The sequence below is a fragment of the Terriglobales bacterium genome (assembly GCA_035764005.1).
In the GTDB taxonomy this organism is placed as follows: Bacteria; Acidobacteriota; Terriglobia; order Terriglobales; family Acidobacteriaceae; genus Gp1-AA112.
Map to the genome: position 1 here is coordinate 1 of DASTZZ010000117.1, position 20,921 is coordinate 20,921.

Below are 20,921 nucleotides of genomic sequence, written 5' to 3' on the forward strand. Positions count from 1 at the left end.
GGCGCACGCGACAGAGGCAAGCGAGGACTCCGTCAGACTCGGCGAGAAAGACATCGCGAAGCTCAGGCCAGGCAAGAAGGATGTGGTGATCGGGATAGCCGCCAGCGGACGCACTCCTTACACCATCGCCGCAGTCGAATATGCGAAGAAGAAAGGCGCGAAGACCTTTGCCGTCGTCTGCAACGCAGGTACGCCGCTGGGTGACGCCGCCGAGACAGCCATCGTCGCCGAAGTCGGGCCCGAGGTTCTATCCGGCTCAACTCGCATGAAGGCCGGGTCGGCGCAGAAGATGATCCTGAACACGATCACGACCGGCGCGATGACCAGGCTCGGATATGTTTACGGCAATCTAATGGTCAATGTATCTCTGAAGAACACCAAGCTCTACGAGCGTGCCGTTGGCATTCTCAGCAAGGCTGCCGGTGTCGATCGCGAGCAGGCAACTCGAGCCATCGAGCGCTCAGGAAAGAGCGTTCCCGTCGCGCTGATCATGCTCAAGACCGGAGCCAGCCGCGTCGAGGCTGCTCGTCGACTGAAGGCTGCGAAGGGAAATGTTCGCAAAGCCATCGATTCCACCGGAAGTGCTAAGCCTTCCGTATGAAACCACAGCCTCTCATGAGGTGAACATCGGATGTGAGTCCCGCGCCTAGCGGGTAGAATCTAATCATCCGCAGCACAACACTGCATCAGAGGCGAATCCCCCAATGGATAAGTTCGTAATTCGTGGCGGTAATCCGCTGGTAGGCACCGTGCGCGTCAGCGGCGCAAAGAATGCGGCACTGCCGGCCATGGCAGCCGCGCTCCTCACCGAAGAGCCGGTCATCCTCGAAGCCATTCCTGACGTTCGCGACATTCAAACCGAGCGCAAACTGCTCGAGTCGATGGGCGCCGAAGTCGAGCTCGGATACGGTCGCGCATCGCATCGCACCAGTATCTGCTGCCGCAACTTGAGCAGTCCGGAAGCGAAGTACGAACTCGTCAAGACGATGCGCGCCTCCACGCTCGTGCTTGGTCCGCTGGTTGCGCGCATGGGGATCGCTCGCGTCTCGCTGCCTGGCGGATGCGCCATCGGCGCGCGCCCTATCGACCTGCACATCAAAGGTCTCGAGAAGATGGGAGCACTGATCACCCAGGAGCACGGCTACATCGAAGCCAAAGCCGATCGCCTGAAAGGCGCGCACATCGTATTCGAAAAGATCACCGTTACGGGCACCGAAGACCTGCTCATGGCCGCCACACTCGCTGAGGGAGAGACCGTGATGGAAAACTGCGCCCGCGAGCCGGAAGTTGCCGATCTCGCCGACCTCCTTAACAAAATGGGAGCGAAGATTCAAGGCGCGGGCACATCGACGATTCGCGTAAAAGGTGTTGAGAAACTCGGTGGCGCCAAGCATCGCATCATTCCCGACCGCATCGAAGCGGGAACCTTTGTCGTCGCCGGGGCAATTACCGGCGGAGATTTGATCGTCGCCGGCTGCGAGCCCAAGCACATGGGCGCGCTGCTCGCGAAGCTGCAGGAATGCGGAGTGAAGATTCGCGCCACCGAAGATTCAGTCCGGGTCCAGAGCGACGGCAATCTCACTGCTGCCGACGTCGTCACCGAAGAACATCCTGGATTCCCCACCGACATGCAGGCGCAATACATGGCGCTCACTACGCAGGCAGAAGGAACCTCGGTCGTTACGGAAAACATTTTCGAAAACCGCTTCATGCACGCGCAGGAGCTTGTGCGCATGGGCGCGAACATCAAGATTGAAGGACGCCGCGCCATTGTTCGCGGCAAGACTCCACTGAGCGCCGCCGCAGTGCTCGCCTCCGATCTGCGCGCGTCGGCATCGCTCGTGCTCGCTGCGCTGGTTGCGGATGGCGAGACCATCATCGACCGCGTCTATCACATCGACCGCGGCTACGAGCGCATCGAAGAAAAGCTGCGCGGAGTCGGCGCGCAGATGAAGCGCATCGGCGAGATGCTGCCCAGGAAGAGCGGACAGCTGGCCGGCGCGTTGGCGTAAGCTGACAGGCGCATTAGTTCATCTCCGAACCTGAACTGGCAAAGTCTCTACCTACCCCGAGTCCCGCGTCTTGTGCGGGACGAACGACAGTAGCCCACCATGTAGCGAAGCGGAATGGTGGGGTAACGTTCGTTGCGATTCGAGTCCGGCTTCCTGCCGGACGATTGAAAATCTTGAGTTATTAAATCATTCCCCAATCGAACCCCGAGACTCTCAATCGTCCGGCTGGAAGCCGGACTCGATCCGTTCTTTCATTTCACCCACCATTCCGCTTCGCTACATAGTGGGCTACTCTCATGCGTCCCGCCGATGGGCGGGACTTCTCCGCAACCTGAATGAATGACCCTCACGCGCCGGGCTTTGGGTCGATACCTAATTCGGGGACCGCAGCTATATTTCCCAACGCAACCGCTGTCCCCTTCTTGCATCAGTTCCAGACAAGACACCACCGTTAGAATCTAGTTCCATTTTGGGTCTGAACTTCCTCTTGACATTTGGCGAAATCCGGGATAGCACAGGAGTATGGGTCATTTTCCCGAATCCGGAACGCTAACTGGGGCCAGACAGGCTCCTCACATGGAGCTCGGCGTTAACGCCGAAACGGCTGGGGTTAACCCCGTGGAAATTTCGGGGTTAACGCCGTGGAAAACTGGGGTTAACGCCGTGGAAAAAGTGGGGTTAACCCCGGAACTAAATCGCTCGAATCTGCGGGGAAAGACGGCTCAACAGCCAGAGAAGATCGCATCTTTTCATGAAGATAGCGGAACCGTCGCTGTGAGTACCGTCTCATTCTTAGTCGCAGAAGTGCCGATTGCATGCAAATCTCGCGAATTCGATCTGGCGCACGAACTCCAAAGTCGGACCATTATCCAAGCACACTGCGCGGGACAGGCGCGAAGCGGTGTTCGACATCCTTGCAGTGACAATCTCACGGAGGTGATGAGATATCCCATGCGATCTCTAGAGACCCTGATGAGATCGAGATGAGATATCTCATGGCAAAACATGAGATATCTCATCGAGATCGGATGGGATCTCGGCTGCTAAGTCATTTCACATCAATGAAAGCTGGAAAAAATATTTGTGAACGAAGAGGCAACAGAAATCCTGACCGAAGTTCGCGCTGCGCTTTCAATCGGCTGCTGGAGTTCGCGTGCGCTCCCGGTTCTCTCAGCGAATTCGCCCCAGGTGAAATGATCACTCGCTTCCATTGCGCCTGCACTCCTCGGTGATTTACGATTTTTAATTCACCTTGCGCGTGCGGTCATCGCAGGAGCCTGACCGCAGGTTTTCTCTCTAACTCATTTCATTTTTACCGCCGGCGTGGCGGATACAGGAGAGCACTTAATGGCAATTAAAGTAGGCATCAATGGATTCGGGCGCATCGGACGCAACGTTGTCCGTACCGCGCTGAATCATCCGGGCATCGAGTTCGTCGCCGTCAACGACCTCACCGACGCGAAGACGCTCGCGCATCTGCTGAAGTACGACTCGGTTCTCGGCAATCTGAAAGAAGACATTCGCGCTACCGGCGATTCGATCCAGATCGGCAACAAGAAGATCAAGGTTTTTGCGGAACGCGATCCCGGCAATCTGAACTGGGAATCAGTCGGCGCGCAGGTGGTCGTCGAATCCACCGGTAAGTTCACTGACGCCGAAGCTGCACGCAAGCACCTTCGCGGAACGGTGAAAAAGGTAATCATCTCCGCTCCGGCCAAGAACGAAGACATCACCATCGTGCTTGGCGTGAACGAAGGCAAGTACGATCCAGCGAAACATCACATCGTTTCCAATGCTTCCTGCACGACGAACTGCCTTGCACCGATCGCGAAGGTCGTGCACGACTCGTTCGGCATCCAGAGCGGAACGATGACGACGATTCACTCCTACACGAATGACCAGGTCATTCTCGACTTCCCGCACAAGGATCTTCGCCGCGCACGCGCTGCCGCGTTGTCGATGATTCCGACTTCGACTGGAGCTGCCAAGGCCCTCCACCTCGTAATTCCCGAATTGAAAGGCAAGCTCGACGGCTTTGCCATGCGCGTCCCAACGCCTAACGTCTCTGTCGTCGATCTCGTCGCCTTTACCGACAAGAAGACCACGCCGGAGGAAGTAAACGCTGCGTTCAAATCGGCGGCGGGTGGCGCCATGAAAGGCATTCTCGGCGTGGAAGACGGCGAGCTGGTCTCGATGGATTATCGTGGAGATTCGCGCTCATCGATTGTTGATTCGCCGATGACGCGCGTAGTCAACGGAAACTGTGTGAAAGTCATTTCCTGGTACGACAATGAATGGGGGTACTCCTGCCGTGTCCGCGACCTCATCGACTTCATGGGTAAAAAGGGCCTCTAGTTCGGAGCCCGGTATGCAGAAACTTTCGCTTAAAGATCTGCCGATAAGAGACAAGCGCGTATTCGTGCGCGTCGATTTCAACGTTCCCCTTTCGGAGGAGGGACGCGTTACCGACGACACGCGCATTCGCGAAACTCTTCCCACTTTGGAATATGCCATTCGCAATCGCGCGAAGGTGATTGTTGCCTCTCATCTGGGCAGGCCGAAGGGCAAGCCGAATCCCAAGATGAGCCTCAAGCCGGTAGCCGAGCGTCTGCGCATGCTGCTCGACAACGTGCTCGAGAGCAGTTGCAACGTCGGCTTCTCGCCCGATTGTGTTGGAATCGAAGCGGAAGAGCTGGCTACGCGCCTGGAAAGCGGACAGACTCTGCTGCTCGAGAATCTGCGCTTTCATCCTGAAGAGGAAGCTAACGACGAGGCATTTGCGCGATCGTTGGCGAAGCTCGCCGACTACTACGTGAACGACGCCTTCGGCAGCGCGCATCGCGCGCACGCTTCGACGGCGGGCATCACCAAGTTTGTCGAGAAATCCGCTGCCGGGTTCCTCATGCAGAAGGAACTCGACTACATGGGTCAGGCGCTGCACGATCCGGCGCGGCCGTTCATCGCTATCATTGGCGGCGCGAAGGTCTCCGACAAGATCGGCGTGATTAAGAACCTGATGGGCAAGGTGGACGCCCTGCTTATCGGAGGCGCCATGGCGTATACCTTCCAGAAAGCTCAGGGACGCGAAGTGGGCAAGTCGCTGGTCGAGAACGACAAGCTTCAGCTTGCGTCGGATCTGCTGCGCGAAGCCAAGGAACGCAACGTTCGCCTTCTGCTGCCGGTTGACGATGTCGTCGCGATGAAGATCGAGAACGACATTCCGACGAAGACCATCGATGCGAATCAACCGATTCCCGAGGGTTACATGGGGCTCGATATCGGTCCCAAAACGGTAAAGCTGTATTCCGACGAGATCGCCAATGCGTGCACCATCATTTGGAATGGTCCAATGGGCGTCTTCGAGACGCCAACCTTTGCTACCGGAACGAAGAAGGTTGCGAAGGCAATCGCGAGTAACGAAGACGCAACGTCAATCGTTGGCGGAGGAGATTCAGTCGCCGCGGTGCACCAGGCAGGGGTGGCGGAGAAGATCTCGCACATCTCAACTGGCGGCGGCGCTTCGCTGGAATTCTTGGAAGGCAAGAAGTTGCCGGGAGTGGAGGCACTGAGTAATCGCTAGGTTCTTTGTCTTGTCATTCCGAGCGGATGCTCACGCGAGCAGTTCGCGTGAGCAGGAGAGAGGAATCCCTATCGGAGCCACGCTGTATTGAGCAGCCAGTCCTGATGTTGTAGTTCGGAATGACAGAAACGAAAAACTACTGCTTCGCGCTATGCGACTCCGCTTCCCACGGCCGCTCTTCCGATACAGGGGGATGGCCGAGGAGTTCAGCCGGCAGTACTTCGCTGAGCGCCCACTCGATCCGGTTCACGGCGTGCCCGAGATCCTTCATTGTCTTCTCGTCGCGCTGTTTGTACGAATAGAGGGAGATCACCTGGAGGGCGTTGCGAATGTGATGGTTCATCTCTGAGATAGTGCGCAGGCGTTCGCGAATGAACTTGCGACGCTCGCTGTCGCGCCGCCGCGCCTCCCAGAAGAAGGCGCCGGCAACGAACCCGGTCAGCAGATTGGAAATCGCCAGCAGGTCGTAACGAGAAACGCCTTCTCTGATGAGTAAGCGATCAAAGGCGATACCGACCACGGCAACCGCAAGCACGACCAGGATTACGATGGTCCACGAGCGCCGGGGAGAATCTTCAGAAGGGAAATTACCGAGGGAATCCTGCATTGCACTTCGGATATGAGCTGCTCTGATTTTATCGCATGCGAAAGAAACTGATAGCCGCCAATTGGAAGATGTACAAAACGCCCGACGAAGCCCGCGCCTTTGTGCGCGATTTCCTGCCGATGGTCGCCAATCATGATCGCGACGAGATCGCGTTGTTCCCACCATTCATCAGCATTCCTACTGTTGTTGAGGCGACTCGAGGCAGCCGAGTAGAAGTCGGGGCGCAGAACATGCACTTTGAGAAACAGGGAGCGTTTACCGGAGAGATCTCCGCAGAGATGCTGATCGCAATCGGCTGCAAGCAGGTGATCATCGGCCACTCCGAGCGCCGACAGTACTTTGGCGAGACCGACATCGGCGTGAATCGCAAGCTGCGCGGCGCGCTGGCCGATGGATTGAAGTCGATCGTCTGCATCGGCGAACTCTTTGAAGAACGCGAATCCGGTTTGACCGAGAATGTCTTGCGGCGTCAGGTGGGCGCGGCTCTACGCGAGATCTCGGGCGCAGACGTCGACAAATTCTGCATTGCCTATGAGCCGGTCTGGGCCATTGGTACCGGCAAGACAGCGACCCCGGAGATCGCTTCGGAAGCCCACGTCTTCATTCGCGGTGAAGCAGGAAAGGCAATCGGTGAAGATGCCGCTCAGAAGCTCCGCATACTGTACGGAGGCAGTGTGAAACCGGACAACGCGCACGCGCTCATGTCGCAGCCGCAAATTGATGGAGCATTGGTAGGCGGCGCCAGCCTCGATCCGAAGTCGTTTGCCGCCATCGTGAACTGGTGAGGAGGATGCATCTGATCGCCGACCCTCGGGCCAGTGGCAATTTCGCGATTGCGTGATTTCGCGATTTCGCGATTTAGAACCAGAAATAATCGCGAAATCAGGAAATCGCGAAATTGCGAAGCTCGCGGTCGGAGGTGGAGTCGAATGTGAACGCACGAACGCGCAACTAGCGGGAATTGCGGACCTGTTCCATTTCAGAACTGGCGAGCAGAAAGGCTCCAATGCCTTTCGGATCGTCTGGACCCGCCTTCTCATGAATGTAGTACTCGTAACTGCCATCGCGGTAAGGAGTGCCTCCGAGGCCGGCGCTGTACACAGTGTCAATTAGAGTCCAGCGACCGCTGGCATCCTGCCGAACGAAGCGATGCAGGATTCCTTGATAGGCACGCGAGGCGTTAGCTCTGTACTTCGAGTCGAGATAGCCGAGTCGAACGCCTTTGGCCAGAGCGTAGGTGAACATGCACGCTGCCGATGGCTCCAGATAGTTGCCAGGCGCTCCAGCGCGATCGGTCACCTGATACCAGAGGCCGGTCTGTTGATCCTGATATTTGGCGATCGTATCGGCCAATCGACCAAGAATCGCGATCAGTTGTGCACGTCCGGGATGATCTTTTGGGAAGTAGGGCAAGGTATCGACCAGAGCCATCGCATACCAGCCCATCGCTCGCGACCAGAAGTTCGGAGAATCGCCCGTCGTTTTGTCGGCCCACTTCTGCTGGCGGGACTCGTCCCAAGCGTGGTAAAGCAGTCCCGTTTTGGGATCGCGTGTGTGTTCCTCGACCAGGATGAACTGATGCGCAATGTCGTCGAAAGCTTTCTTGTCGTGAAACATCGCCGAGTACTGCGCATAGAACGGTTCTGCCATGTAGAGACCGTCGAGCCACATCTGGTTGGGATAGCGCTGTTTGTGCCAGAAACCGCCGGAAGGAGTGCGCGGCTGAAGATCAAGTTGATGTCGCAGCATCTGTGCTGCTTTGTAGTACTTGGCCTTGTGCTCGCGTTCGTATAGAAAGAGCACCTGGCGTCCGAGGGCCAACTCATCCAGGCTGAGCTCGTTTGGCTTGTACGAAGCAATTGTCCCGTCAGGACCAACCAATCGATCGAGTGCGCGTTCGACATACGCCAGGTAGCGCTCATCCGAAGTAAGGCGCGATACCTGAATGAGGCCGGAAAAAAGAACGCTCTTGTCGTATGCCCAATCACTGAGCTTTTCATTGCCTCGCGCGACCTTGCCCTCGGGCCACCGAAGGATGGCGGCATCCGCCACACGCTTTGCCCAAACCTGGTCTTGTGCGACGGAAAAAACTTGCATAACCAAAAGGAAAACCACCGCAAATCCGAGAGCCCGCGCGTTGGGTCGATTCATTCCGGTGAGGTTACCTCTCCTGCCTGTGAAAACAACGGCTGAATTCGCGTGTCGAAATGGCAGTTCGCGGCAAGTGTTGACTTCCGAGTTCTACCAGTGATATTTACTGTATCCCGGATTTTGTTCGCGAGGCGAACAGCGGCTAAAGCGATTTAGACGCGCCTTCGAAAGGGTCAGCGCCTGCGGGCTCGACCTCCGCAGTCGTTGCAAAATCTCCACAGCCGGAGAGGTCACCATGTCGTGTTCTCGTCGTCGCTCACTCCTATCTTTTGCACTGACGTTTGCATTCATTCTGTCGTTGACGTGCCGAACTGCCCTCGCGCAGGTTGTAGGCACTTACGACTTCGATGACGGAACAGCCGACGGATGGGTTTCATTTAACGGAGCAAGTACGCCGGTCGCGTCGAACGCGGCGGCATACAGCGGATCGGATAGTCTGCTGACAACGACGAATACCAGTGGAGCGAGCAGCGGGCCGAGTATTTCGTTAAACGGCGTCCTGCAAGCCGGGGCCACGTACACGATCACCGGTTACGTGATGCTGACCAGTGGCGAAGCCGCCACGAATGCGAACTTCACGATTCAGCGCAGCGATCCCAATTGCTCGGGCGGGACGTGCTACGACACCGTAGGCAATTATCAGGTCCCGGTAAATGATTCCAGTTGGGCACAAATAGGCGGAACATTCAAGGCGTCTGCGACGGAAACGGGGGTGCGTCTCTACGCCCAGTTGGTAGGCCCGACCACGACGCAGTCTTTTTATCTGGATCACGTCGTCATTACTGAGACGGCGCCGCCGCCGAGCGGGAACACTATCGCCCAATACACATTCGCCGATGGCGGTACTGATGGATGGTTCCCGTTTGGCTCGCCAATTCTCTCGAATGTTGCCTCTCCGCTTGCCGATCCGAATAACGATGCACGCGACTTGCTCATCTCGAACCGTACGGCAGGCTTCATGGGACCGGCACTGAATTTGCTGAGCCTTAACCTGAAAGCCGGAGCAACCTATCAGGTTACCGCGTACGTATTGTTGGCGGCTTCCGACAGCAGCAATCCCACCGCCACGATGACAATTCAACGGAAAGACTGCTCGACCAACGGGACTTACAGCAACGTTGGAAACGGGCAGACGTTGTCGAGCACGGCGTGGACTAAATTGCAGGGCACTTTCAGCTTTACGGATGTGCCGGGTGCGCCGACGGGTTTGACTCTTTACATCCAGTCGAGCAGCGCCACGGACTCTTTCTACATCGGCGATGTAACTATTAGCGAGATTGCGCTGCCTCCACCGGATCCAAGCCAGCAGGACAATACCGGCATCAGCACCAACTTTGAAGATGGAGGCGTTGACGGCTGGAGCTCGCGCTCAGGAAGTTCCACGGTAGCGAACAGCACCGCCGCTGCCCACACCGGGAGCCACAGTCTGCTGACCACCGGCAGAATCCATAATTGGGATGGCCCTCAGATCAGCGTTAGTAACAAAATGTATAACGGATCGGTTTATAACATCAGCGGCTGGATCATGCTGCAGCCCACCGATGGCTCAAGTCACACCATAAACATGAGCCTCGAAGTGGCCTTGCAAGGGAACACGAACTACCCTTCAGTAACTTCTTATCCCGGCATCACGGTGCCTGCGGACGGTCAATGGCACCAGATCAATGTCATGGGTTACAACATGTCCAGCTCGTACGATCCCGGGGCTGCGCACTTGTACTTCCAGACAGTTACGCCTTCGAGCGCTCCCGAGGATCTGGTGTCGTTTTATCTCGATGACTTCCAGCTGACCTATGTCGCGCCGCCAACGATCCAGACTGACATTCCGTCAATCTTTCAAACTTACGCGAATGTCTTCCCGATCGGCGCCGCGGTTGATCCGACAGATGTTTCGGGTCCGCATGCGCAACTGCTGACCACGCACTTCAACAGCATCGTGTCAGGCAACGATATGAAGTGGAGCTCAGTGGAAAGCACGAAGGGCTCCTTCAACTACGCAAATGCAGACCTGCAAGTGGGCGTTGCGGTCTGCCATGGAATGAAAGTGCGCGGACACAACCTGGTATGGGCGACCGGGGCGCAGACTCCGTCCTACGCAACTGGGGACGGCACCAGCTCGCCCGCAAACCAAGCGACCGTCATAGCTAACATCCAGGAGCACATCAAAAACGAGGTGCAACACTTCGGAAATAAAGTGTATGCATGGGACGTGATCAACGAGCCACTTGATCCCAGCCAGCCCGATTGTCTAGTCCACGGGCCGTTTTATAAGGTGCTGGGGAAGAGCTACATCGATGTTGCATTGCAAGCCGCCCGGCAATATGCGCCTGCCGGCACCAAGCTCTTCATCAATGATTACAGCTCGTATGATCCAAATCGTCTTGCCTGCTTTGTGAACCTGATTACGGATCTGCGCTCGCGCGGTATTCCTATCGATGGGATTGGGCACGAGACGCACAACACCATCGACTACCCGTCGCCTGCAGCGATGGCTAACGCGTTCGATACTGTCCATCAAGCGTTTCCCGATCTCGATCAACAGGTAACCGAGCTCGATATGAGCGTTTACGATTTTGCCGATCTGTCGAATTACGGGCTCAATGTTCCTCCAGCTATTTTGGCGGAACAGGGCTGGCTCTATAAGCAGTATTTCGACGTCTTCAAGGAAGCGGCGGTCAACGACAATCTCAAAGCTGTGACGTTCTGGGGAATGGCGGATGACGACACCTGGCTCGATGGCTTCCCAGTTTCCCGCACCAACTATCCACTGCCGTTCGACATGGGACTGCAAGCCAAGCCGGCATACTGGGGCATTGTTGACCCGACTCACCTGCCGGGATACGGCATGACATTCTCAGCGTCCCAAACCGCTCAAACAGTCGACAGGCGTACCGTGACTATAACCGCAACGGATGGAGACGTTGGGCCGGCTTATGGGACCCAACTCAATGGGTTCACCCTGAAGCAGATTTCCGGCCCGCCGTGTACCCCGACTGTCACAGGCGTGACCGTAGGTGGCCAAGCGATCAAGCCGGGAACATTTCCGATTAACCTTGGCGACATCCCGACCAGCGGCACGGCTAGCGCTTCATTCACGATCAGCATCGTGGGCTGCAATCCTGTAATGTCGCAATTCCAGTTGAGTGTGCCCTGGGGTTCGGCGGGCTATAAGAACCTCCCGCGCTACGACACGGGAACGTTTACGCAGACCATTAACTTCTATCGAGGCAATGGGCCGCAATAAACGATTTCCAGAGTGCTGGGCTTGGGAAAAAATCAAAGGCCGGGCACCCTGTAGGGAACTTGAGGCGAATCGGCTGATGGCTAAATCGCGAACGGCCGATTCGCTCACTGAACCGTAAGTGTCGCTGATCCTGTAGCTCCGCTCGCTGTTGCAGTGATCGTCGTAGTCTGGCCGGTAGCGGAAGTGTTAAATGTTGCAGTTCCGGTACTGCTTCCGATGGGAATGGCGGCGTTGCTGGAGGTCCACGTCGGCGTTACTGCTTGTCCGTTTGAATCAGTCGCAGTAAATGTCACCGAACCCACTGACGACGAAACGGTAAACGTGCCGGATCCCAGCGGCGTGCAGAGTGCGCATGCAATAGTCAGGCCGTTCGATGTCTGGTTGCTGACCGTGAGCGTGGTGCTTGCGGTTTGATTTCCGGACTTTGCTGTGATGGTGGTACTTCCAACGGTGGTTCCCGCAGTTGCAAGGCCTGAGCTGTTAATTGTCGCGATGTTCGCCGAGGAGGATGACCACGTTACCGTCGATGAAAGATCCTTCGTGCTGTTGTCACCAAACGTGCCGGTAGCTGTGAACTGCTGTGTTTTGCTGGGTTGAATCGTCGGATTATTCGGAGAGATTGTGATCGCTACCAGCGTGCCGGCGTCTGGGAAAAACTTCCCGCAACCCGCGGCACCAACTAACAACAGACTGATCGCGCAGAGCGCAACCAACTGAAGTTTTGTCCGAAGTAGTCTTATCGCTAATGCAAGCTTCGCGGCTTCGTGGCCGCGCAGCTCCGCAGCTTCTTCTTTCAACTTCAACATTCGCGGTACACGCCTCCTGAGTCAATGAACGAAGCCACTGCCGGTTCCTGCAGAGAATTTGCAGCGCTTCGTCCTGTGCTCAACCGGCTGAGGCTCGCAGTTCAGGCACGCTCTCTGCAACTTCCAGGGCTTCGGTGAGATCGGCGATCAGATCGTCGGCATTTTCGATCCCGATGGAAAGTCGAATCAGATCTACCGGCAGCTGCCGTTGTGACGCAACCTGCGGCGGCACGCTCGCATGCGACATCCGACCCGGCAAGCTTACTGACGATTGTAGCCCGCCAAAGCTGACAGTGATGGGAAACAGCTTAAGCGATTCGACCACCTGTCGAGACGTTTCGATCGAGCCCGTCTCGAAGCTCACGACAGCCCCGTTTCCGCGTGCCTGCCGGACATGAATTCCGAAGCTCTTCTTCTCCAGCAGCGATGGGTAATAGACGCGCTTCACGCCGGGATGGCTGCAAAGAAATTGCGCGATCTGAGCGGCATTGGCCTGTTGGCGCTCCAGGCGCACACTCAGAGTCTTGATTCCACGCAGCAGAAGATAAGAATCGAATGGTCCCAAAACGGCACCTTCGCCGTTTTGAATCAGGTACAGATCTTCCGCAAGCTGCGCGTCGCGAACGATGACTGCTCCAGCAATCACGTCGCTGTGTCCGCAGAGGAACTTGGTCGCCGAGTGGACCACGATGTCGGCCCCAAGGGTCAGCGGATTTTGCAGGTAGGGAGAGAGCATGGTGTTATCGACGCAGAGTAGAGCATTGTGCTGATGGGCAACATGCGCCAAACCCGCGATATCGACGACCTTCAGCAGCGGATTCGTGGGAGTCTCGATATGAACCAGACGAGTGCGCGGTCCAAAGGCTCGGACAAAGTCTTCTCCCGTTGTGCCCTGCACGTATCGCACAGAAATCTCCGAGCGCTTCAGGATTTTCGAGAACAGGCGGCACGTCCCGCCGTACACGTCATCTACCGCGAGAATCTCGTCTCCAGGACGCAGCAGGCGAGTCACGGCGGCAAGCGCCGCGAGACCGCTGGCAAAGGCAAAGGCGCGGGTTCCATGTTCGAGCTCCGCGAGCTGCTGTTCCAAAACAGCACGAGTAGGATTGCCGCTTCGCGAATAGTCGTACTCGCTGAATTCGAGGGCGCCTTCTTGCTCGAAGGTGGCGGTCTGGTAAATCGGAGTCGTAATAGCGCGGTGCCGGTCGCCCGGACAACCGGCAGATTGAACCAATTTCGTATCGATTTTCATAACGCTAACGCCTCCTCGCCTGCACCAACGGCGGCTGCTACTGCGATCTTTGCTGAGTGTTCTTGCTCATGCTCATCCGCGATCCGCCGCCGTCCGCGAACCAAGCTCCACAGATCGCCAAAAACGGCTTCCGTCGTCGGCCAGCGGCCTGCGCCCTTGCCGTGCAAGATGTGAGTCTTGTCTCCGGTGGTCGTTACGGCCACACAGTTCTCTTCGCGATTCGTATTCGCCAGAGCATGCCCTGCTTCGAGCACGACGGGTTTGACTTCCGCCGTGATGCGATCACCCTCGCGATGCAACGATCCAACGAGTCGCACGGCTGAGCCAGACTTGGATAAATCGAACACATGTCGCGGGTCGATTTCGGTGATTCCGACGCGATGAACGGATGTAAACGGCAGGTCCACTCCGAATGCGGCGCGCGCGATCAGCACCAGCTTGCAAGCCACGTCGCTGCCGTCGAGATCGGCCGACGGATCAGCTTCGGCCAGTCCGCACGTTTGGGCCTGTGCCACTGCCTGCTCGAAGGGAATACCGCGAGCAAGCTCGTGCAGGATGAAGTTCGTGGTGCCGTTGAGCACGCCTTCTACGGTCTGGATTTCGTGCTCACGAGCGATCCGATGAAGTGTTTCCAAAACGGGAACTGCGCCGCCGACTGCCGCTGAGCAGAGTAGCTCGACCCCGTTCTGTTCAGCGATCTGATGCAGCTCAGGATTATTGGCTAACGCAGCTTTGTTTGCGGTGACAACGTGCTTACCCGCATTCAGCGCCGCGCGAATGCAATCGGCAGCCGGCTCGATACCTCCGAGGGCTTCGACAACGATGTCGCAGTCGCGATTCACGACATCCCAAACGTCGGTTGAAAGAAAGCTCTGTGGAACCGTCTCCTCAGGGCGATGCAGATTGCGAACCACGATCCCTACAACGTCGAACAACTCTGACTGAGCCGCAAGTTCCTGATACACGCCGTAACCGACGGTTCCCAAGCCTAATAGCGCTACGCGCACGCGATCGCGCTTTGCTCGCGCTGGAAAGAATCTGGTGCTCTCAGCTCCAACAATCGTCGCCTGCTCCGATGCGAGCGCCGCTACTTCGAAGCTCTGACTATGCTCGCGAGCGAAGCGCAGAGCTTTCTGCTGAATAATGCGCCCGCCGATCGCTAGCGCATCTTCCCAGGTCAAAGAGGCATAACACCGCGCAGAGCTCACGTGCGGATCGTGGTCATAGACGCCGTCAACGTCCTTGAGCAGCCGGCAACCGCCTCGGAGGTGAACAGCGAGAAAAAGGGCGCTTAAGTCTGAACCCCCACGGCCGAGAAGAGACGTTCGTCCATCCTGCATCTGGCCAATGAAACCAGGCACAACGGCAACACGCGAGTTATCGAGGGCCTTGCGAATCGCGCCGACATTGAGGCGAACCGGTTCGGCGTTGAGCACGCGGCCGCTAGTACGAAGGCCCAAACGTGAAGGATCAAACGCGCTCGCGGGAATTCCGGCGCGGTCGAGTGCCAGAGCGAGCAACGCCGCAGCGCGTTTTTCTCCCGTGGAGAGCAGAAGAGCGAGCGCCCCCTCTGGAGGCTGCTCGGAATATTCGCGGGCCGAGGCAAGGAGTTGATCGGTGGTCTTTCCAAAAGCGGAGACGACTGCCACGACGGAGTATCCATCGCGCAGCCAGCGATAGATTTCGTGAACAGCGCGCGGCAGATCCGCCTCGCTGCGCAGCACCGAACTGCCGAACTTGAGGACAATTACGCGCATGCCGCGCTCCTCTCGGTGCTACAGCTCTCGGCCTTCTCGAGCGCCTGCTCGAGATCGGCGATGATGTCCGAAGCGTCTTCGAGTCCAACCGACAGCCGGATCAGTCCGTCAGGAATGCCGAGCGCAACGCGCGTCTCTGGCGGAATATCCGCGTGAGTCATGCTCGCGGGGTGCGTAATCAACGTCTCGGCCGCGCCGAGATTTTCCGCAAGCGAGCAAAGCTTTACGGATTTCATCAGTTCTAAGGCAGCCGGCGTGCCGCCATTCACCTCGAAGGAGAGCATTCCGCCGTGCGCAACGTGCTGACGGCAAGCTAGCTCGTACTGCGGAAACGAGCGCAGTCCGGGGTAGGAGACGCGTTGTACCGTTGGGTGCTGTTCAAGCCAGCTCGCAACCGTGAGTGCATTTTGGGAATGGCGTTCAAGACGCATGCTCAGCGTCTTCAGTCCGCGCTGAGTCAGCCACGATTCGAGTGGCGACTGAATACAGCCAATGGTCTTGCGCACGAGTCGGAAGCGCTCTAGCAGAGCTTCATCCTTCGTAGCGAGCGATCCGCCGACGGTGGCGTTGTGACCCTCGATGTACTTGGTAGTCGAAAGCACGCTGATGTCGGCGCCGAGCTCGAACACAGGCTGGAGCGCGGCGGTGAGAAAGGTGTTGTCAACGGCCAGCAACACGTCTGCTTTGCGGGCTACCGAAGAGACCGCCGCGATGTCAGTGAGTTTCAGAGTGGGATTCGCCGGCGTCTCGATGAAGATCAGTTTGGTCCGAGACTCCACCGCGGCGGCAACTGCGGCAACGTTAGCTGTGTCGACAAAGCTTACCCGCGCTCCAAACCCTTCGAGCACCTGGCGAAAGAGACGGACGGTGCCGCCATACACAACGTCGGAAATGATGACGTGATCGCCCTGTTTCAAAATGGAAAGGAAGAGCGTGCTTATTGCGGCCATGCCGGTAGAGAAGCAAAGGGTCGGCGCTGTCTCAAGCGATCCAAGAACATCTTCCAGCGCCGAAACCGTCGGATTGGCCGCACGCGAATAGGTGAATCCCTTGTGAACGCCAACTGCTTCCTGAACGAATGTCGTGGATTGATAAATCGGGGTAAGGATGGCGCCGGTGGCGGAATCGGGGGGCTGCGTGCCGTGAATGGTCCGGGTACAAAGACCGCGATTGTCTGAAGACATGAATCCTCCTGCGTAAGCTATGAAATTTGCGCTGAAAATACGAAGACCGCCGGGATCCCCAGGCGGCCGCTCACGTCAGGAAGGTTATTGCTCGACTCTCACGTTCCCGATGTGGACAGGTCACCGCCCGGGGTGCACATGCCCATATACATTCGGGTTCCTGTGAGAGGAGTCATTGAGGCTCACTCCCGCTAGCTGCGGGTTAAGGTGATTCTACACAATGGGGCGGGTCTGTCAACTTAGATGGGGGGCGTTCACTTCGTGGACAAAAAGTGGACTTTGTGGACTGAGTGGACCTTGTGGATGATAAGGCTCATGAAGAATGGCCCTTGCCCATTCCGTCCACCTAGTCCACTGAGTCTACCCAGTCCGCTGTAAATACTTGCTACGAAACCTCTTGCAGCGCACGATAAAAGTCTTTGTGATTGCGCGTGGCCACCAGTTCTCTGCCGCTCAAGAGCTTTATTAAGCTGTCTCCGCGGCGCAGCGACTTGCAATCTTTTACGTGCATAAGGTTCACGATGGTCGAGCGGTGAATCCGCGCGAACAGCTTGGGGCTGAGCTTCTGCTGCAAATCGTTCATCGTCGATCTCATGGTGTAGGTCACGCCAGCAGCATGAATCTCGACATAGTTCGCGGCTGCCGTAAAACACTCGATGTCGGCGATCGGGATAACGATGATTCGCCCACGCGAGATTATGCGCAGGTGCTGGCGGGCGCTCCCGTCGGCGGCGTCGCGACGCTGGACAACTGACGGACCATTTGGTGCCGGAACCGCAGGCCTGCTATCCAAAACTGCAGGATTCACGCCGCTCCCATTGTGAGTGCTCACGGCGCTCACGGCAGAAGCACCCATGCTCATTGCAAAAGCCTGTCCTTTGAAACCTTGCATCGATTCCCTCACAACTTGAGTATTTACCCAGCAAAATACCCAGTCGCGATGTCCGGTTTGTCACAGAAATGTCATAGGGATGTAAAAGCTTGATGAGAGAGCTGGCAACGGTCCTGTGTCGGAGCACGCTCGCAGGCCAGGTCCGATCTTTACTCGTTGCCGGGAGCCCGTGGCACGAACAGATCACGCTGTCATGTGGCCAGACTGAGAAGTTGAGTGCTCTTCGATCGTGGCAGCCCGGTTTTCAACAGCTATCCTCTGCTGACACCGCGCTGTCCATAGCGGATAATCTTCGCCATGCTCCTCACATACGTGCCGGCGAGGGCGCCATCTGCCCCGACGAAGTTGGGGATGAGCGGAAAGACGACAGTCCGTTGACGGTGATGAGCGAAGCGTCCACTCCTCTGATGCGGCAATACGCCGCAATCAAAAAGCAACACCCGAACGCTTTACTGTTCTTTCGCCTCGGCGACTTCTACGAATTGTTTTTCGATGACGCGATGATCGCATCGCGCGAACTGCAGATTACGCTCACGTCGCGCAATAAAGAAAAAGAGGTTGCGGTGCCGATGTGCGGCGTGCCGTATCACGCCGCTGAGGGATATTTAGCGAAGCTGCTGCGCAAAGGCTTTCGCGTGGCCATCTGCGAGCAGATGGAGGATCCCAAGCTTGCAAAGAAGCTGGTCCGGCGTGAAGTAACGCGCGTCCTGACGCCCGGCACCGCTGCCGACGCGACTCTCGCCTCCGAGGAAAACAACTTCCTGGCTGCCATCGCGCAGATTGCCGATCGTGCCGGACTGGCAGCGCTCGATCTTTCCACTGGCGAATTTCGCGCGACCGAATTCGCCGCGCAGGACCGTGCTCGTTTGCTGGAGGAACTCAGCCACATGCGTCCGCGCGAAGTGCTGTTTCCGGCCGCTCTGCCTCTGTTCGCAGCTGCTGAGGCAGAACAGTTCTCGACAGCCGGTGCACGGTTCACGGAAACTCCAGTGGAGGATTGGGCCTTCTCGCCCGATTATGCCATTCCTCTTTTGGAAAACCAGTTTGGAGTTCTGTCGTTGGAAGGATTCGGCCTGGCGACCCGGCAGGCCCCGGCTACTGCGGCTGGAGCGATTCTCCACTACGTCCGCAGCACGCAACGAGGCACTCTCGATCACGTCGATCGCATCGGTTTCTACGATCGGCAGGATTGTTTGGTGCTCGATGCGGTCACGGTTCGAAATCTCGAACTTGTCGAGCCTCTTTTCTTCAGCACCGGGCCGGAAGTCACTCTATTTCGCACACTCGACGCGACGCTCACGCCGATGGGCAAGCGGCTACTCCGTTCCTGGCTCCTGCGGCCTTCGATTGATCTTGCTGAAATTCATCACCGGCAGGATGCAGTTGCCGTGGGCGCTGCGCAGACCATCGATCGAGCAGAGCTGCGGGGAAAGCTGGAGCGCGTTCTTGACCTGGAGCGCCTGCTGAGCCGCGTCACTCTGGAAACCGCGAATCCGCGCGATTTACTCGCGCTGTCGGCATCATTCGCAAACTTGCCGCACATCAAGAGCGGATTGGGCGCATTGAAAGCTGCGCGCCTCGAACAACTCAATCTGTTGATCGATCCACTGCAAGATTTGTGTGAGCGCATCGATACAACAGTCGTGGCAGAGCCGCCTCTCTCGTTCAGCGATGGCGGAGTGATTCGCGCGGGCATTGATCGTGAACTCGACGAGTTGCGCGACCTCAGCCGAAACAGCAAGCAGTACATCGCGCAGATCGAGGAACGTGAGCGGCAGCGTACCGGCATCAACTCGCTCAAGGTCAAGTTCAATTCCGTCTTCGGCTACTACATCGAGGTCACCAAAGCGAACCTGCACCTTGTCCCGGCAGATTTCGAACGCAAGCAGACTCTGGTGAATGCCGAGCGCTTTACCACTCCCGAACTGAAACAGTACGAATCCAAGGTGCTCGAAGCCGAAGAAAAAATCGTCGAGATCGAGCGCCGTTTGTTCACCGAGCTGCGAGTGTCGATTGCGGCGGAGGCCAGGCGCATACGACAAACCTCGCTCGCGATTGCGGAAGTCGATGTGCTGCTCGCGCTCGCTCACATCGGTGCGGAGCGCGGATACACGCGGCCCGCAGTTGATGACTCAGGAGTAATCGAGCTTGTTGAGGCTCGGCATCCGGTCGTGGAACAGCAGGTAATGAGCGGGGCAGAGCGCTTCGTTCCAAACGATCTGCTGTTAAATCCTCAATCGGAGCTGATCGTGCTCCTCACGGGTCCCAATATGGGAGGTAAATCCACGTATCTGCGGCAAACAGCCCTGATCGTGATCATGGCCCAGATGGGATCGTTCGTACCTGCACGCGCAGCGCGCGTCAGCATCGTCGATCGCATCTTCACCCGCATTGGCGCCAGCGACAACCTTGCACGTGGGCGCTCGACCTTCATGGTCGAGATGACCGAGACGGCTGCAATTTTGAATACAGCTACGCCACGGTCACTCGTCCTGCTCGATGAGATGGGGCGAGGAACAGCCACCTATGACGGCCTCGCATTAGCGTGGGCGACACTGGAATATTTGCATTCTGCGACGCGGGCAAAAACTTTGTTTGCTACGCACTATCACGAACTCACTGCACTGGCTGACGATTTGCCGGGAATCAAAAACTGCCGCGTGTCCATTAAAGAGACGGCGGCCGGCATCATCTTCCTTCGCAAGGTCGAGGCTGGCGCGGCCGATAAGAGCTATGGCATTGAAGTTGCCAAGCTCGCCGGCTTGCCGATGGAAGTGATTCGTCGTGCACGCGAGGTTTTGGCCCAACACGAAGGGCAGGAGCAACGATCAGTGCAACACCTGGAGCACAACCGCAACCGCGAGCAAGCGCAGTCCGTCCAACTCGCCATCTTTACGCCGCTTTCCCAGCAAATTTTGGACCGGCTGAAGGAAGTCGATGTGAATCGGCTCACACCGCTTGAGGCTCTTACTTTGCTCGATCAGCTTAAGAAACAACTTGAGTAAAAGTGAGAGCTTTTGTGGTTGGAGCTTGAGCACATTGTCGGGGCCGTTCACCAAAGAACGAGACATTTCCCCTGCACGGGTGCAATTCGCTCGGAGGCCTTCCGTCGTGACCTCTCGTTTTTTTTAACTTTCGTGATCTTCGTGTTCGCCTTTCCCGTTTGCGCATTTGACAACCCGTCGACTCGAGCCATACATTCACCTTCACAACTCAACGCGGATCGCGCGATCCCGGTGTGCCGGGATCAGGGAAGCGGGTGAAAATCCCGCGCTGCCGCGCAACTGTTAGCGAGTTAAGGAGACCCGAACGCCACTGCCCCGCTTTGCGGGACGGGAAGGTGGGTCATCCGGAGCCCGGTTCATCGGGCCGCTCGTAAGCCAGGAGACCGGCGCGAACCGTACAACACCAATCCCACTCGCGTGCACAGGAGGAT

The 20,921-nt window shown here is 57.2% G+C and carries 14 protein-coding genes and 1 riboswitch; of the genes, 7 read left to right on the forward strand and 7 right to left on the reverse strand.

The window, feature by feature from the left end:
• The 4 genes from VFU50_19785 to VFU50_19800 form a co-directional block, all read left to right on the forward strand.
• Nucleotides 1-601 (forward strand): N-acetylmuramic acid 6-phosphate etherase (locus tag VFU50_19785; GenBank protein HEU5235109.1); only part of this gene is annotated, 601 nt, incomplete at its 5' end.
• Between the two features lie 103 nt (nucleotides 602-704).
• Entirely contained in the window at nucleotides 705-2,012 is a 1,308-nt protein-coding gene (gene murA, locus VFU50_19790; protein HEU5235110.1) for a UDP-N-acetylglucosamine 1-carboxyvinyltransferase, read from the forward strand.
• 1,347 nt (nucleotides 2,013-3,359) lie between these two features.
• A complete protein-coding gene (gene gap, locus VFU50_19795; GenBank protein ID HEU5235111.1) occupies nucleotides 3,360-4,367 on the forward strand; it encodes a type I glyceraldehyde-3-phosphate dehydrogenase in 1,008 nt (335 codons plus the stop codon).
• A gap of 13 nt (nucleotides 4,368-4,380) precedes the next feature.
• On the forward strand, nucleotides 4,381-5,592 hold the full coding sequence (locus VFU50_19800) for a phosphoglycerate kinase (protein HEU5235112.1): 1,212 nt from the start codon (nucleotides 4,381-4,383) through the stop codon (nucleotides 5,590-5,592).
• 136 nt (nucleotides 5,593-5,728) lie between these two features.
• Here the strand turns inward: VFU50_19800 and VFU50_19805 are convergent, their stop codons facing one another.
• On the reverse strand, nucleotides 5,729-6,199 hold the full coding sequence (locus VFU50_19805; GenBank protein HEU5235113.1) for a hypothetical protein: 471 nt from the start codon (nucleotides 6,197-6,199) through the stop codon (nucleotides 5,729-5,731).
• A 35-nt stretch (nucleotides 6,200-6,234) separates the two neighbouring features.
• Between VFU50_19805 and tpiA the strand changes: the two genes are divergently transcribed.
• A complete protein-coding gene (gene tpiA / locus VFU50_19810; protein ID HEU5235114.1) occupies nucleotides 6,235-6,984 on the forward strand; it encodes a triose-phosphate isomerase in 750 nt (249 codons plus the stop codon).
• Nucleotides 6,985-7,150: 166 nt separating this feature from the next.
• Here the strand turns inward: tpiA and VFU50_19815 are convergent, their stop codons facing one another.
• Nucleotides 7,151-8,350, reverse strand: a complete 1,200-nt coding sequence (locus VFU50_19815; protein HEU5235115.1) for a glycoside hydrolase family 88 protein — start codon at nucleotides 8,348-8,350, stop codon at nucleotides 7,151-7,153.
• 235 nt (nucleotides 8,351-8,585) lie between these two features.
• On the opposite strand from VFU50_19815, the gene VFU50_19820 reads away from it, so the two are divergent.
• A complete protein-coding gene (locus VFU50_19820) occupies nucleotides 8,586-11,594 on the forward strand; it encodes an endo-1,4-beta-xylanase (GenBank protein HEU5235116.1) in 3,009 nt (1,002 codons plus the stop codon).
• Nucleotides 11,595-11,698: 104 nt separating this feature from the next.
• Here VFU50_19820 and VFU50_19825 read toward each other — a convergent pair whose 3' ends face one another.
• From VFU50_19825 to VFU50_19845, 5 genes are all read right to left on the reverse strand, one after another.
• Nucleotides 11,699-12,400, reverse strand: coding sequence for an Ig-like domain-containing protein (locus tag VFU50_19825; protein ID HEU5235117.1), 702 nt, complete (start codon nucleotides 12,398-12,400; stop codon nucleotides 11,699-11,701).
• 79 nt (nucleotides 12,401-12,479) lie between these two features.
• Entirely contained in the window at nucleotides 12,480-13,652 is a 1,173-nt protein-coding gene (locus VFU50_19830) for a cystathionine beta-lyase (protein ID HEU5235118.1), read from the reverse strand.
• Nucleotides 13,649-15,409, reverse strand: a complete 1,761-nt coding sequence (locus VFU50_19835; GenBank protein HEU5235119.1) for a homoserine dehydrogenase — start codon at nucleotides 15,407-15,409, stop codon at nucleotides 13,649-13,651. Before VFU50_19835 ends, VFU50_19830 begins: the two co-directional genes overlap by 4 nt.
• Nucleotides 15,400-16,593 (reverse strand): PLP-dependent aspartate aminotransferase family protein, encoded by a 1,194-nt coding sequence (locus tag VFU50_19840; GenBank protein ID HEU5235120.1) that lies wholly within the window; start codon nucleotides 16,591-16,593, stop codon nucleotides 15,400-15,402. Before VFU50_19840 ends, VFU50_19835 begins: the two co-directional genes overlap by 10 nt.
• Nucleotides 16,594-16,978: 385 nt before the next feature.
• Nucleotides 16,979-17,485 (reverse strand): LytTR family DNA-binding domain-containing protein, encoded by a 507-nt coding sequence (locus VFU50_19845; GenBank protein HEU5235121.1) that lies wholly within the window; start codon nucleotides 17,483-17,485, stop codon nucleotides 16,979-16,981.
• 212 nt (nucleotides 17,486-17,697) lie between these two features.
• Here VFU50_19845 and mutS point away from each other — a divergent pair, with 212 nt between their 5' ends.
• Nucleotides 17,698-20,490, forward strand: a complete 2,793-nt coding sequence (gene mutS, locus VFU50_19850) for a DNA mismatch repair protein MutS (GenBank protein HEU5235122.1) — start codon at nucleotides 17,698-17,700, stop codon at nucleotides 20,488-20,490.
• Nucleotides 20,491-20,693: 203 nt separating this feature from the next.
• A riboswitch (cobalamin riboswitch) is annotated at nucleotides 20,694-20,897 on the forward strand.
• Nucleotides 20,898-20,921 lie beyond the last annotated feature (24 nt).